We start from the raw sequence: 14,038 nt of genomic DNA on the forward strand, positions 1-14,038 counted from the left end.
GCCATGCGGATCGAGGTGCTGGGGCCGGTCCGGGCCTACAGTGACGGCGGGGCGCCGATCGACGTCGGCGGGACCAGGGTCCGTGCGCTGCTGGCCAGGCTGACGCTGGCCGGTGGCGAGGTGGTGCCGGTCGATGCGCTCGTCGACGGGCTGTGGGGCGAGCTCCCGCCGCGGGAGAGTGCCAGGGCGCTGCACGCGCTGGTGTACCGGCTGCGGCGGGCGCTGGGTGACGGCGAGGTCGTCGAGCTGGCGTCCGGCGGCTACCGTCTGCGTGTACCGGCCGAGGACGTCGACGCCAACCGGTTCGAGGACCTGGCCAGGCGCGGGCGCGGCGAGCTGGCCGCCGGCGCCGGGGGTGAGGCCGCCGCGCTGCTGGGCGCGGCGCTGGGGTTGTGGCGCGGTGACGCGCTGGCCGACGTGCTCGACCTCCCTTTCGCCGGTACGGCTGCCGCCCGCCTGGAGGAACTGCGTGCCACGGCCACCGAGGACCGGTTCGAGGCGGAGCTGCTGCTGGGCAACCACGGCGAGATCCTGGCCGAGCTGGAGGCGGCGGCAGCGGCGCATCCGCTGCGCGAGCGGCTGGCCGTACTGCGGATGCGGGCTTTGCACGCGGCCGGTCGCCAGGCCGAGGCGCTGGCGCTGTATGAGCAGGTGCGCCGCACGCTCGCGGACGAACTGGGCATCGACCCCTCCGAGGAGCTGCGTGGGGCGCATCTGGCGGTGTTGCGCGGCGAGAGCGGGCCGTCGCGGCGCTCGCGGGCGACGCCGGGCCGGCTGCCGTCCGCGCTGACCGGCTTCGTCGGCCGTGAGGAGGAGCTGAACCTGCTCGCCACCCTGCTGGAGGGCTCACGGCTGGTCACCGTGGTCGGTCCGGGAGGGGTGGGCAAGACCCGGCTGGCGGTAGAGGCGGTGAGCCGGCATCGGGCGCATCGGCGCGGCCGTGTCTGGCTCGTCCCCCTGGCCGGAGTGGACACCCCGGCCGGGCTGCCCGAGGCGGTGCTGGGCACGGTCACCCCGGCCGAGGCCCTGCCGCCGGGGACCCCGCTCGACCGGACGGTCACCCTGCTGGCCGGTGGCGAAGGCGTGCTGGTGCTGGACAACTGCGAACAGATCTCCGAAGCGGCGGCCGCCTTCGCCGGGCAGCTGCTCGAACGCCTGCCGAACCTGACCATCCTCACCACGAGCCGGGAGCCGCTGGAGGTCATGGGTGAGGCGCTGTGCCGCCTGGCCCCGCTCGCCCTGCCCCCGGCGCACGCCGATCCGGTCCGCGCCGCGCGGGCGGGCGCGGTGCGGCTGTTCCTCGATCGGGCGGCCGCGGTGCACCCCGGCTTCGCGCTGGACGAGTCGACGGCGGGCCCCGTGGTCGACATCGTGCGCAGGCTGGACGGCCTGCCCCTCGCCCTGGAACTGGCCGCGGCCCGGCTGCGCACGATGGACGCGGCCGAGCTCGCCCGGCGCCTGGACGACCGCTTCCGGCTGCTCGGCACCGGCAACAGAACGGCCCAGCCGAGACAGCGGACACTCCGCGCGGTCATCGACTGGAGCTGGGACCTCCTCACCGACCAGGAACGGACCCTCGCCCGCCGAATGTCGATATTTCCGGCCAAAGCCGGGCTCGCGCAGATCGAAGCCGTGTGCGAGGCAGACGCCGCCTACCTGCTGGATTCGCTGGTCGACAAGTCCATCGTGGAGCGAGCCGGCGACGGCTACCGGATGCTGGAAACCATCCGGGCCTACGCCGCCGGCGAGCTCCGGTCCGAGGAGCGCGAAGCCGTACGGCGCAGGCTCAAGCGCCACTACGCCGGGCTGGCCGAGCGGCACGAGCCGCTGCTGCGCGGGCAGGGGCAGGCGGAGTCGCTGCGGTTGTTCGAGTTCGAGCACGACAATCTCGTCTACGCACTCCAGACGGCCGTCGAGGACGGCGACGCCGAGGCGGCGGCCGGGATCCTCGGCCCGCTGTACTGGTACTGGGACATGCAGCGATATGACGGCCGGGCCGACGTCTACGTGGCCAGGGTGCTGGAGTTCGGCGACGCGCTGCCGCCCGCTGCCGGGGCCGCGTTCACCACGATCCACCTGCTGTCCGGTGAAGCGGACGCCGGGCGGATACGGGCCGCGGTCGAGGACTGCGTGCGCACGGGCGCGCTGCGACGCTATCCGATGCTGCTGGCCATGACGCTGACGGCGGCCTTCATGGCCGGGCTGGACGACCTGGTCGATCGGGAGATCGCCCGGGTCAGGGACGGCTCCGACGCCTGGGCCGTCGCGCACACCCACCTGGTCGAGGCGCTGCGCTGCCGTACCCGGGGAGACTGGGCGGGCGGGGCGAGCGCGGCGGCGCGGGCCTTGCGCGCGTTCGAGGAGGCGGGCGACGGGTGGTGGACCGCGATGATGCTGAACGGCACCGCCCAGATCCACGGCATCGAGGGCCGGCCCGACGACGCGGTCGCCGACTTCGAGCGCGGCATCTCGATCAGCGGCGGCCTCGCCTGGCAGGAGGAGATCTCCGCCCGGCTCGGGCTCGCCACGCAGCGCATGCGCGCCGGCGATCTGGAGGGGGACGACCTCGAAACCGCGCGCCGGGCGGCCATGGACCGTGGCCGGCCGATGCTGGAGATCCAGGTTCACGCCTGCGCGGCGGAGTGGCACCGCCGCCGCGGCGAACCCGGCCGGGCCGATCAGGAACTCGACCGGCTGGAGCGGGTAGCCCGCGAGTGGTCCCTGCCCGCCGGGACGAGCGAGAGCCTGCTGCTGCCCGCCAGAATGGCGAACCTTCTCACGGCGGGTGACGCCGCGCGGGCGCGGGCGATGCTGCCGAAGGCCGTCCGGGCGGCCGAGGCGAACATGGACCTCGCCCCGGCCGCCGAGCTCCTGGCCCGGCTGCTGTCGCTGGAGGGCGATCCGGCGGGCGCGGCGGCCGCGCTCGGGATGAGCGAGGTGATCCGCGGCGCCTTCGACCGAGGCGATGTGGAACTGGGCGCGCTCGCGGCCGGCCTGGTGGAGCGGCTCGGCCGTACCGGCTATGACCGGGCCTACCGGCGGGGCGCGGGCCTGCGGCGGGACGAGGCGATCGACGCCGTCATGAGGTCTGGCCGCTGAGCCGGATGATGCCGCGGGAGGCGGCGACGGTCACCGCGGCGGTGCGGTCGTCGACGCCGAGCTTGGCGAAGATGTGCAGGAGGTGGGTCTTGACCGTGGCCTCGCTGATGCACAGGTGGGCGGCGATGGCCTTGTTGCTCATCCCCTGGGCGACGGCGCCCAGGACCTCGATCTCGCGGCCGCTGAGGGCGTCGGGCGCGTCGGCCCGCGCCCACGACAGCACCCGGGTGGCGATCGCCGGCGACAGCGCGCTCTCTCCTCGCGCCGCCGCCCGGATCGCGTCGAACAGCTGCTCGCGGCGGGTGTCCTTGAGCAGGTAGCCGATGGCTCCGGCGTCGATGGCGCGGGAGATGTCGCTGTCGGTGTCGTAGGTGGTGAGGACGATCACCTTGGCGGCGGGGTCGTGCGCGCGGATGCGGGTGATCGCGGTCGCGCCGTCGATCTCGGGCATCTGCAGGTCCATCAGGGTGACGTCGGGGCTCAGGTCGCGCGCCAGCCGTACCGCGTCCGTGCCGGACACGGCCTCGCCGACGACCTCCAGGTCGTCCTGGGTGCCGAGCATGGCCCGGATGCCGTCGCGCACCACCGGATGGTCGTCGGCGATCAGGACGCGGACGGTCATCGCGCCCCGCTCAGCACCGCGACCGGGACGCCGGCCACGACCGTGGCGCCCGCTCCGGGCGCGCTCTCCACGAGCAGCGTGCCGCCGAGCTGCTCCATCCGCTCCCGCATGATCGACAGGCCGTGTCCGGAGGCGGCCCGCTCGGGATCGAAGCCGCCGCCGTCGTCGTGGACGTCCAGCACCACCAGGTCCTCCATGTACGACAGGGTCAGCGTGACCTGATCGGCGGCGGCGTGGCGGCGGGCGTTGGCCACGGCTTCCTGGGCCACGCGCAGCAGCTCCGCCTGGACGTGGGCCTCCAGTGGCCGGAGCGTACCGGTGATCACGGTGTGCGCCTCGACGCCGGTCTCGTCGGACAGCCGGCCGGACAATCGCCGCAGGGCCTCCGGCAGGCCGCACTCGTCGAGGTCGCCCGGCCGCAGCGCCCCCACCACGCGGCGGCTTTCCGCGAGGTTCTCCCTGGTCACCCGTAATGCCTGGGTGAGGTGTTTGTTGTCGGGAAGGGTGGCCTGGGCCGCCTCCAGCAGCATCACCACGCTGGCGAAGCCCTGGGTGAGGCTGTCGTGGATGTCCCTGGCCAGCCGCTGCCGCTCGGCCGCCACGCCCGCCTCTCGTTCCGCCGCGGCCCGCGCCTCCTGCGCCGCCTGCAGCTCGTCGATGAGCCGCTTGCGTTCGGCGCTCTGCTGGGCCACGGAGTGGAAGTAGCCGACCGCGGCGCCCGCGCTGATCGCGATCAGCGCGCTGATGACGACCTCGGTCCAGGCGATCGACCCGGTCAAGTGGTAGCGGTGCCACAACCAGCCCCCGGCGCACGACACCACCGCGACCAGCCCGACCCGCACCGCGTCCATGCAGTACGGCGCCAGCACGCTCAGCCCGACCACCAGGAAGGAGGAGTCGACCGCGAACAGCCCCAGCCACAGCAACCCGCCGCCCAGCACGTACGGCAGCGGCACGTCACCCGGCTGCGGCGTGCGCAGCACGAACCACACCGCGTACCAGGCGGCCAGCCCGGCCACCAGCACCACCGGCAGGACCCGGCCGCCCTCGATCACCGGTCCGGCCGAGGTCAGCACCAGCCACGAGACGAAAAAGGCGTGCTGCCACCGGCGCCGCGACCGCTCCCAGGACTCCACACCGCTGACGATAATCAGTCGTCCGTCCGATCCACATCAACCAGTCGACTGATCGCACAATCGGCGCACCGCTCGATGCGGGCGCGGCGGTGGCGGAACCAGACTCGACGGCGTGACAGCCATCCCCAGCCCGTCCCAGGCCGTCTGGCATCTGGGCCCGATCCCGATCCGCGCGTACGCCCTGCTGATGGTCCTGGCCATCCTCGCCGGCGCCTGGCTGACCCGGCGCCGCTGGGCCGCCCGCGGCGGCGATCCCGGCGCGGTGGGCGACATCGCCACGTGGGCCGTGCCGTTCGGGCTGGTCGGGGCGCGGATCTACCACGTGGCCACCGACTGGCAGCCGTACTTCGGCCCCGGCCGGGATCCGCTGCGGGTCTTCGCGATCTGGGAGGGCGGGATCAGCATCTTCGGCGCGCTCGCGGGTGGCGCGCTGGGTGTGTGGTTGGCCTGCAGGCGGCGCGGCATCCCGCTGCGCGACTTCGCCGACGCCCTGGCTCCGGGGATCGCGATCGGGCAGGCGATCGCCCGCTGGGGCAACTGGTTCAACCAGGAGCTGTTCGGCAGGCCGACCACGCTGCCGTGGGCTTTGGAGATCGACCCCGCCCACCGGCCGCCCGGCCTGGAGTCCACGCCCACCTACCATCCGGCGTTCCTCTACGAGTCGCTGTGGAGCCTGGGCGTGGCCGGCTTCGTCATCTGGGCCGAGCGCCGCTTCCACCTGGACCGGGGCCGCACCTTCGCCCTCTACGCGGCCGCCTACACCGCGGGCCGCGCCTGGATCGAGTGGTTGCGCATCGATCGCAGCTACCACATCGCCGGGCTGCGGCTCAACGACTGGACGGCCCTGCTGGTCTTCGCCGCCGCGGTCGCCTACTTGGCGGCCACCAGGAAGCCCGCGCCCCGCCATCACTGATCGTCGTGGGCATGGTGGCGGGTCCAGGCGGCCCAGTGCCCGGCGTAGCGGCCGCCCGCCTGCCTGAGGTCGTCGTGCGAGCCGTCCTCCACGACCCGCCCGCCGTCCATGACGACGACGCGGTCGGCGCTGGCGGCCTGGGTGAGGCGGTGCGCCACGATGAGCGCGGTCCTGCCGTCGATGGCCTGCTCGACGGCCCGCTCCAAGGTACGCGCGCCCGTGCTGCCGGCCTCCGCGGTGGCCTCGTCGAGCACCGCCAGGGCGGGGTCGGTCAGGACCAGGCGGGCCAGGGCGAGCTGCTGGCGCTGGGCCCCGGTGAGCCGGTGCCCGCCCTGGCCGACGACGGTCGCCAGGCCGTCGGGCAGCGCCTCGGCCCACTCCAGCGCCTCGACCGTGGCCAGCGCGGCGCGCAGGTCGGCGTCGGTGGCCTGCGGGCTGGCCAGGCGCAGGTCGTCGGCGAGGGGTCCGGCGAAGACGTGGACCTCCTGGGTGACCATGGCGATCCCGGCCGGGGCGCGTACCGTTCCTGTGGTCGGCTCGTGCACCCCGGCGACGATCTTGGCCAGCGTGGTCTTGCCCGCGCCGCTCGGCCCGACCAGGGCCACCCGCTTGCCCGGCTCGATCTCCAGGTCGACGCCGTGCAGCACCGGGCGGCCCGGCTCGTAGGCGTGGCCCAGGCCGCGCACGCTGACGCCGTCGCCGTGGGCCGGCCTCGGCGTTTCGGTGGCGGCGACGTCGGCGACGCCGATCAGCCGGGCCAGGCTCGCGGTCGCCGCCTGCGCGTCGTCCAGCAGGGCCAGCGCGGTGTTGATCGGCCCGAACAGGTTGAGGAAGTAGAGGGCGGCGGCGGTGGCCGTGCCGACGGTGACCGCGCCCTCGCCCACCAGCAGCACGCCGGCGGCCAGCACCGCGGCCAGCCCGATGTACTCGCCGATGTGCAGGCGGCTGTAGAAGCGCAGCATCAGGTGCACGCCGCGCATCGTCAGCTCCACCGCGGCGCGCGAGCGGCCGTCGACCCGCGCCAGGTGGTCGGCCTCGGCGCGCAGGGAGCGCACGGTGGTAGCGCCGGCGAGCGTGTCGAGGAGTTGCTGCTGCTGCTCGCCGGTCGCCACGCGCTGCGCGGCATACAGGGGTACGGCGTTGCGCACGTACCAGCGCCCGGTGTGCAGCTGGACCGGGATGGCCAGCAGCGCGGCGACCATGAACCGCCAGTCCAGCACCGCCATCGCCACCAAGGTGAGCACGATCGACAGCAGCGAGCGGGCCAGCGCGGGCAGCGCGGAGCGCACGGCCTCGGCGACGCGGGCGACGTCGCCGGTCACGCGGGAGGTGAGGTCGCCGGAGCCGGCGCGTTCGACCCGCTCCAGCGGCAGGGACAGGGCGCGTTCGACGAAGCGTTCGCGCAGTTCGGCCAGCGCGGTCTCGCCGAACCTGGCCACCAGGACGAGTCCCCAGGAGGTCAGCAGGCCCTGGACGACGCCGACCAGCACCAGCAGCGCCACCGGGGTGGTGAGCAGGGTGGCGGGCTGGCGCCCGGCCACGAGGTCCACGACGTACCCGAGGAGAGGCTGGACGAGCAGGCCGACGGAGGTGGCGACGATGAGCAGGCCGAAGCCCGCGGCGGCGACGGCGCGGTGCGGGCGGATGATCTCCCGGACGGCGGCGCGGGCGCGGGCCGGGGTGGCGGTGGGCAGCAGGTCCTTCACGCCAGCACCGCCTTGCGGTAGTCGGCGTTGCGTTGCAGCAGGTCGGCGTGGGAGGCGTCGTCGGCGACGCGGCCGCCGTCCAGAAGCAGGACGCGGTCGGCGGCCGACAGCAGGGCCGGGCTGGTGGTCACCACGACGGTGGTCTGCCCGTGGCGCAGCCGCCTGACGGATTCGGCGATGCGCGCCTCGGTGACGGCGTCGACGGCACTGGTGGGGTCGTGCAGGACGAGGACGGGGCGGCGGGCGTCCAGCGCCCTGGCCAGGGCGACGCGCTGGCGCTGGCCGCCGGACAGGGAGCCGCCGCGCTCGCCGACCGGGGTCTCGGGCGACAGGTCGGCCGCGCCGGCGGCGTCCAGGGCCTCGGGGGTGCCGCCGTTGTCGGCGACGGTTCCCTCGAACAGGACGGCGTCGTGCTCGGCGACCAGCACCGCCTGCCGCAGCAGGGCGGGGTCGACCTCGCGCAGGGGTACGCCGTCGAGCTCGATCGTGCCCGATTCCGGGTCGCCGTGGCGGCCGAGGCAGTGCAGCAGGGCGGTGGCGGCGGCCGGGTCGGTGGCGGCCACGCCGACCAGTTCGCCGGCGACGATGTCCAGGTCCAGCTCGCGCAGGCCGCCGTGGGTGACGCCGCGCAGCCGTAGCGCGCCCTTGACCTGCGCGGGCAGCTCGGTGCCGGTGCCGGTGACCGCGGGCGGGGCCGACAGCAGCGCGGCCACGCGGGCGGCGGAGGCGCGGCCCTGCGCGAGCTCGGTGTTGACCCAGGCGAGCATGTACAACGGGCCCTGCAGGAACAGCGCGAGCCCGACCGCCGAGACGAGCTGTCCCAGGGTGATCGTGCCGTTGGCGGCGAGCGTGCCGCCGGCCAGGGCGAGCAGCGCGATGAACGCGCCGGTGAGCGCGATCACGACGCCGTTCTGCAGCGCTTCGGCGCGGGCGGCGCGCAGGGTGGCGGCCAGCGAGGTCCGGCTGGTGTGCCGGTAGCGCTCGACCGCGGCCTGCTCGGCCCCGAGGCCCTTCAGCACTCTCAGCCCGCTCACCAGGTCGGCGGCCACGCCCGAGGCGTGCGCGGCGCTTTCCTGCTCGACCGCGCTGCGGCGCTCCAGCGGCTTGCTGAGCAGGTGGCCCAGCCACAGCAGCGCCGGCGTGCCCACCAGGACGATCAGCCCGAGCTGCACGGACGTGGTGAGCAGCACCACGCTGGCCACGGCCAGGCCGGTGAACCCGGCGATGCCGGTGAGGACCGCCAGCAGCACCATGCCGACCCGGCGGGCGTCCTCGGTGGCGATCCCGGTCAGCTCGCCCGGCAGCCGGTCCCGGTCGGCGCCTCCGCCCGGGTGCAGCACGCGGGCCACGATGGCGGAGCGCAGGTCGTGGGCCGCCTCGGTGGCGGCCCGCTCGCCGGCGCGGGCGCCGAAGCGGTAGCTGAACGACAGCCCGAAGTAGACGACGGCCAGTACGGCCAGCCACACCAGCAGGCGGCTCCAGCTCGCCCCCGCCACGGCCTGGTCGATGGCCAGTCCGACGAGCACCGGCACCAGGGCTTCGCCCGCCTGATGCCCGGCTCCGAGCAACGAACCCGCGATCAGCCTGCTCCGCTGACCTCTGATCGCCCTCGAGAGGACGTCCCGACCTGACTGCACGTGGCACTCCCGCAAGACTCGACAAAGATTAGGCAAGGCTAACCTGAACATGGGAGCTTGATCGAGGGCGGGGTGCCAGATATAAGTTAGGTAAGCCTATGCTAAGTTCCCGGGGCGACATCGTCTCACCACCGGAGACCCCATGCTGTACAAGCGTCTCGTCCCCTTGGCCGTCCTCGCCCTCCTCGCCACCGGATGCGGCTCGGGCTCCGGCGAATCCGCCGCCGCCGCGGTCACCACGGTCAAGGACCCCAAGGGCCACGCCGTCGCGATGCCCGCCCGGCCGAAGGCCGCGCTCGGCTTCTACACCACCGACGTCGACATCCTGATCACGCTCGGCATCCCGCTGGCCAAGGGCCAGCCCATCCGCGGCGACAGCGGCTTCACCACCTTCCCGGACTACTTCCCCCAGGAGCCGCTCAAGGGCGTCACGCCGTACGCCAACTACCCCGAGTACAACTACGAGCAGACCCTCAAGGCCGAGCCGGACTTCATCCTCAACGGCCTCGGCTACGACGACAAGGTGCACCCCCGCCTGGCCCAGATCGCGCCGACCTACACCGTCGACGCCTTCGACGGCAAGAACTGGGAGGTCCACTTCAAGCGCACCGCCCAGGACCTCGGCCGCACCGCCCAGTACGACGCCTGGAAGGGCGCCTACGACAAGCAGGTCACCCAGGCCAAGGCCGACATCGCCAAGGCCGGCAACTCCGACCTCACCGTGGCGACCTTCGGCTACTGGGAGGGCAACGGCAACATCGCCTGCTACGCCGGCGTGGCCTGCAAGGCCTTCGACGACCTCGGCCTGAAGCGCACCCCGCTCAGCGACGACGACAAGCTCAGCATCAGCCCCGAGCAGATGGGCAAGCTCGCCGGCATCGACGTCGTCTGGGTCTCGGTCGGCGTGGGCGAGGAGGGCAAGAAGGAACTCGCCACCATGCTCGGCACCCTGGGCCAGAGCCCGGCCTGGCGGGCGCTGCCGTTCGTGAAGAACAAGCGCATCTACACCTACAACATGGAGATCGCGTACGGCTCGCCGAGCGGCCAGCAGGCCTTCGTGGAGCAGGTGCGCAAGGACCTCACCGCCAACCCGAACCTGGCCGGGTGAGGCGGCGATGCGCATCTTCCGCGGCGAGGTGAGCGCCGTCAACCGGCTGAGCGCCACGATGATCCGGGTCACGCTGGCCCTGACCGAGGACTTCCCGACCACCGGCGTCGGCGACGAGTACGTCCGCCTGTTCTTCCCGCACGGCGCCGACCGGCGCGAGGTCTCCCTGCCCGAGCCGCACGGAGACTACTGGCGCACCCCGGAGGGCGCTCCCGAGGCGCCGATGCGGACCTACACCGTCCGCGCGGTCCGTCCCCGGGAACTGGACGTCGACTTCGTCGTGCACGACGGCGGCATCGCCGCCCGCTGGGCCCTCGGCGCGCGCCCCGGCGACGTCCTCGGCCTCAACTCCCCCACCGGCCTGTACGACCCGCCCGCCGACCTGCGCTGGCAGGTGCTCGTATGCGACCTCACCGGCCTGCCCGCGATGGCCCGCCTGATCACCGGCGTGCCCGACGACGTCACCACCAAGGTGATCGCCGAGATCCCCGGCGACGACTCCCGCCTCGACCTGCCGGAGCGGCCGAACGTCGAGGTCACCTGGCTGCGCGGCGGCAACGGCACCGGCCCGAGCCGGCTCGGCGAGGCCGTCCGCGCGGCCGTCCCGCCCTCCCGCCCGCTCGACGGCGGCTACGTCTGGGTCTCCGGGGCCACCGACACGCTGCGCGCGGTCCGCCGCTACCTGCGCAAAGAACGCGGCCTGCCCGCCGCCCGCTACAAGGTCATCGGCTACTGGACGCCGAACGGCGAGGCCTGGGCCGAGCGCTTCCGCACGCTGCCCGCCGACGACCAGCGCCGGCTGGACGCGATCTGGGAGGACACCGCCCGCGACGAGGAGGACCTGCGCGACGACTACGAGGCCGAGCTTGAGCGTCTCGGCCTCTGAGCCGGGCGGCGGGCGCCTGGCGCGCTCGCCCGTCCCGCTCTTCGCCTGGCTGCTCGGCTGCGTCGTGCTGCTGCTCGCCGCCGTGCTGCTCAGCCTCATGGTCGGCTCCGCCGCCATCTCCCCGCGGACCGTCCTGGACGCGCTGCTCGGCAACGCCCACTCCGTGGAGGCGCGCACCGTCATCGAGCTGCGGGTGCCGCGCACGGTGCTCGCCGTGGTCGCGGGCGGCGCGCTCGCGGTGGCCGGCGCGCTCATCCAGGCGCTCACCCGCAACCCGCTGGCCGACCCCGGGATCCTGGGCGTGAACGCCGGCGCCGGGTTCGCGGTCGTGATCGCCGTCGCCTTCTTCGGCGTGTCCGGGGTGCCCGGCCGCATCGGCGCCGCGCTCGCCGGGGCCGCCGTCGCCGCCGCCGTGGTCTACCTGATCGGCTCCATGAACCGCGCCCGCACCGCGGGCCCGGTCACGCTCGTGCTGGTCGGCCTGGCCTTCGGCGCCGTCCTGCAGGGCCTGGCCGGGGCGATCACGCTGGTGCGGCCGAAGGCGTTCACGCTGATGCGCCACTGGGACACCGGCGCGCTCAACGACCGCACGCTGGCCATGGTGGCGCAGGTCCTGCCCCTGATCCTGCTCGGTCTGGCCATCGCCTTCTTCGTCGCGCCCTCGCTCAACGCCGTCGCCCTGGGCGACGGGCCCGCCAAGGCGCTCGGGGTACGGCTCGGCCCGGTGCGCACCGGCGTGGTCGCCGCCGTCAGCCTGCTCTGCGGCGCGACGACGGCGCTGGCCGGGCCCATCGGGTTCGCCGGGCTCATGATCCCGCACGTCGTACGCTGGCTGTTCGGGGTGGACCAGCGCTGGATCGCCGCCTACAGCGCCGTGCTGGGCGCGGTGCTCCTGCTCGTGGCCGACGTGGCCGGCCGCCTCGTGCTCTGGCCGGGCGAGCTGCCCGCCGGGATCGTCACCGCGTTCGTGGGCGCGCCGTTCCTCATCGTGCTGGCCCGGCGCAAGGAGGCGAGCGGCCTGTGAGCACGCCCGTCAAGCTCGACACCGGCCGCCCCGAGTGGGCCGTCCGCACCCGCCTGCTGTCGGCCCGCATGGACCGCCGCACCCTCGTGGTGAACCTCGCGCTGGCCGCCGTCATCGTCGTGACCGCGCTGGTCTCGCTGGGCGTCGGCGACATCTACGTGTCCCTGCCCGACGTCCTGGCCACCTTCTACGGCGGCGCGTCCCGGGCCGACACCGTCGTCGTGCAGCAGTGGCGCCTGACCCGGGTGCTGCTGTCACTGCTGCTCGGCTTCGGCCTGGCCGTCAGCGGCGCCGTCTTCCAGTCGCTCACCCGCAACCCGCTGGGCAGCCCCGACGTCATCGGCTTCAGCACCGGCTCCTACACCGGCGCCATCGTGCTCATCGCCCTGTTCCACGCGCCCACCGCCGTCATCTCCTTCGGCGCGCTGGCCTCGGGCCTGGCGGTGGCCGCGATCGTGCTGGCCCTGTCGTATCGGGGCGGCTTCCGCGGATTCCGGCTGATCGTGGTCGGCATCGGCGTCAGCGCCGTCCTGAGCGCGCTCAACACCTGGATCATGGCCAAGGCGCAGCTCCAGGTGGCGATGTCGGCCGCGATCTGGGGCGCGGGCAGCCTCAACTCCGTCGCCCCCGACGCGCTGCCGGTCGCCGCCGCCGGCATCGCGCTCTTCTCCGCCCTCGCTCTCCTGTACGGCTCCCGCATCCGCGCCCTCGAACTCGGCCAGGACGCGGCCGACGCCCTCGGGGTCCGCTCCCGGCACACCCAGATCGCCTTGACCGGCGCCGGCGTCGGCCTGGTCGCGATCGCCACGGCGGTGGCCGGGCCGATCAGCTTCATCGCGCTGGTAGCCCCGCAGATCGCCGCCAGGCTGACCGGCCGCGGCGGCTGGTCGCCCATCGGCGCCGGGCTGACCGGCGCTCTCCTGCTGCTGCTCGGCGACACGGTCGCGCGGGTGGCTTTCCTGCCCGTCCAGCTTCCGGTGGGCGTCGTCACCACCAGCCTGGGCGGCCTCTACCTGATCTGGCTCCTGGTACGCGAAGCGAGACGCCTGTGACCATCGCCCACCCGAAATCCGCCCCGGCACCCACCGTGAGCGCAGGTGCCGCGCCGCTCGTCGCCGAGGGCCTGTCACTCGGCTACGGCTCCGGCCTGATCATCGACGGTCTCCACCTGGAGATCAGGCCCGGCTCGTTCACGGTCGTCATCGGGCCCAACGGCTGCGGCAAGTCCACGCTCCTGCGCGGGCTCGGCCGGCTGCTGCCACCGCGCGCCGGCCGGGTGCTGCTCGGCGGGCGCGACCTGCACAAGCTGGCCCCCAAGGAGGCGGCGCGCGAGATCAGCGTGCTGGCGCAGAGCTCGATCGCCCCCGACGGCATCACCGTCGCGAACCTGGTCGCCCGCGGCCGCTTCCCCCACCAGGGACTCTTCCAGCAGTGGACGGAGGCCGACGAGCGGGCCATCCACGACGCCCTCACCGCCACCGGCACCTTCGACCTGAGCGCCCAGCGGGTCAACGCCCTGTCCGGCGGCCAGCAGCAGCGCGTGTGGGTGGCGGTGGCGCTGGCCCAGCAGACCCCGATCATGCTGCTCGACGAGCCCACCACCTACCTGGACGTGGCCCACCAGGTCGAGCTGATGGAACTGTTCACCGACCTCCAGCACGCCGGCCGCACGATGGTGGCCGTGCTGCACGACATCAACCAGGCCATCCGCTACGCCACCGACCTCGTGGTCATGCACGAGGGCCGGGTCGTGGCCTGGGGAAACCCCTCGGAGATCGTCACCGCCCAGCTCATCTCCGACGTCTTCGCCCTGGACTGCTCGGTGTTCCCCGACCCGCTGACGGGCCTGCCCATGATGCTCCCCGCCAAGCGCGAACGCTGACCCAGAGAACCCGCCAGGTGTCCCC

Annotated in this window: 11 protein-coding genes; 7 read left to right on the plus strand and 4 right to left on the minus strand. The window is 73.9% G+C overall.

From position 1 onward, the window contains the following. Nucleotides 1-3 precede the first annotated feature (3 nt). A complete protein-coding gene (locus tag HNR40_RS23620; protein ID WP_184964807.1) occupies nt 4-3,099 on the plus strand; it encodes an AfsR/SARP family transcriptional regulator in 3,096 nt (1,031 codons plus the stop codon). Here the strand turns inward: HNR40_RS23620 and HNR40_RS23625 are convergent. Next, a complete protein-coding gene (locus tag HNR40_RS23625; protein WP_184964809.1) occupies nt 3,080-3,721 on the minus strand; it encodes a response regulator in 642 nt (213 codons plus the stop codon). The genes HNR40_RS23620 and HNR40_RS23625 overlap by 20 nt on opposite strands. Next, nucleotides 3,718-4,857 (minus strand): sensor histidine kinase, encoded by a 1,140-nt coding sequence (locus HNR40_RS23630; RefSeq protein WP_184964811.1) that lies wholly within the window; start codon nt 4,855-4,857, stop codon nt 3,718-3,720. The genes HNR40_RS23625 and HNR40_RS23630 overlap by 4 nt, the downstream gene beginning before the upstream one ends. A 112-nt stretch (nt 4,858-4,969) precedes the next feature. On the opposite strand from HNR40_RS23630, the gene lgt reads away from it, so the two are divergent. Then, complete coding sequence (lgt, locus tag HNR40_RS23635) at nt 4,970-5,770, plus strand: prolipoprotein diacylglyceryl transferase (RefSeq protein WP_184964813.1); 801 nt, start codon at nt 4,970-4,972, stop codon at nt 5,768-5,770. Here lgt and HNR40_RS23640 read toward each other — a convergent pair. Together HNR40_RS23640 and HNR40_RS23645 are read right to left on the minus strand one after the other, a co-directional pair. Then, nucleotides 5,764-7,476 (minus strand): ABC transporter ATP-binding protein, encoded by a 1,713-nt coding sequence (locus HNR40_RS23640; protein WP_184964815.1) that lies wholly within the window; start codon nt 7,474-7,476, stop codon nt 5,764-5,766. The two genes, lgt and HNR40_RS23640, sit on opposite strands and share 7 nt — an antisense overlap. Continuing rightward, nucleotides 7,473-9,113: an ABC transporter ATP-binding protein gene (locus tag HNR40_RS23645; RefSeq protein WP_312896489.1), complete on the minus strand. Its 1,641-nt coding sequence runs from the start codon at nt 9,111-9,113 to the stop codon at nt 7,473-7,475. The genes HNR40_RS23640 and HNR40_RS23645 overlap by 4 nt, the downstream gene beginning before the upstream one ends. 142 nt (nt 9,114-9,255) lie before the next feature. On the opposite strand from HNR40_RS23645, the gene HNR40_RS23650 reads away from it, so the two are divergent. The 5 genes from HNR40_RS23650 to HNR40_RS23670 are packed head-to-tail and all read left to right on the plus strand — an operon-like array spanning nt 9,256 to nt 14,013. Next, on the plus strand, nt 9,256-10,221 hold the full coding sequence (locus HNR40_RS23650) for an ABC transporter substrate-binding protein (RefSeq protein ID WP_184964819.1): 966 nt from the start codon (nt 9,256-9,258) through the stop codon (nt 10,219-10,221). 7 nt (nt 10,222-10,228) lie between these two features. Continuing rightward, nucleotides 10,229-11,107 carry a siderophore-interacting protein gene (locus HNR40_RS23655; RefSeq protein ID WP_184964821.1) on the plus strand — a complete coding sequence of 293 codons (879 nt, stop codon included), beginning with the start codon at nt 10,229-10,231 and terminating at the stop codon, nt 11,105-11,107. Beyond that, the gene (locus tag HNR40_RS23660; protein ID WP_184964823.1) at nt 11,088-12,131 is read left to right on the plus strand and encodes a FecCD family ABC transporter permease; all 1,044 of its coding nucleotides are present in this window, start codon (nt 11,088-11,090) and stop codon (nt 12,129-12,131) included. The genes HNR40_RS23655 and HNR40_RS23660 overlap by 20 nt, the downstream gene beginning before the upstream one ends. After that, nucleotides 12,128-13,183, plus strand: a complete 1,056-nt coding sequence (locus HNR40_RS23665) for a FecCD family ABC transporter permease (RefSeq protein WP_221340738.1) — start codon at nt 12,128-12,130, stop codon at nt 13,181-13,183. The genes HNR40_RS23660 and HNR40_RS23665 overlap by 4 nt, the downstream gene beginning before the upstream one ends. A 35-nt stretch (nt 13,184-13,218) precedes the next feature. Then, nucleotides 13,219-14,013: an ABC transporter ATP-binding protein gene (locus HNR40_RS23670; protein ID WP_312896490.1), complete on the plus strand. Its 795-nt coding sequence runs from the start codon at nt 13,219-13,221 to the stop codon at nt 14,011-14,013. The last annotated feature ends 25 nt before the right edge of the window (nt 14,014-14,038 follow it).

The organism is Nonomuraea endophytica, from assembly GCF_014203235.1.
Classification (GTDB): Bacteria; Actinomycetota; Actinomycetes; order Streptosporangiales; family Streptosporangiaceae; genus Nonomuraea; species Nonomuraea endophytica.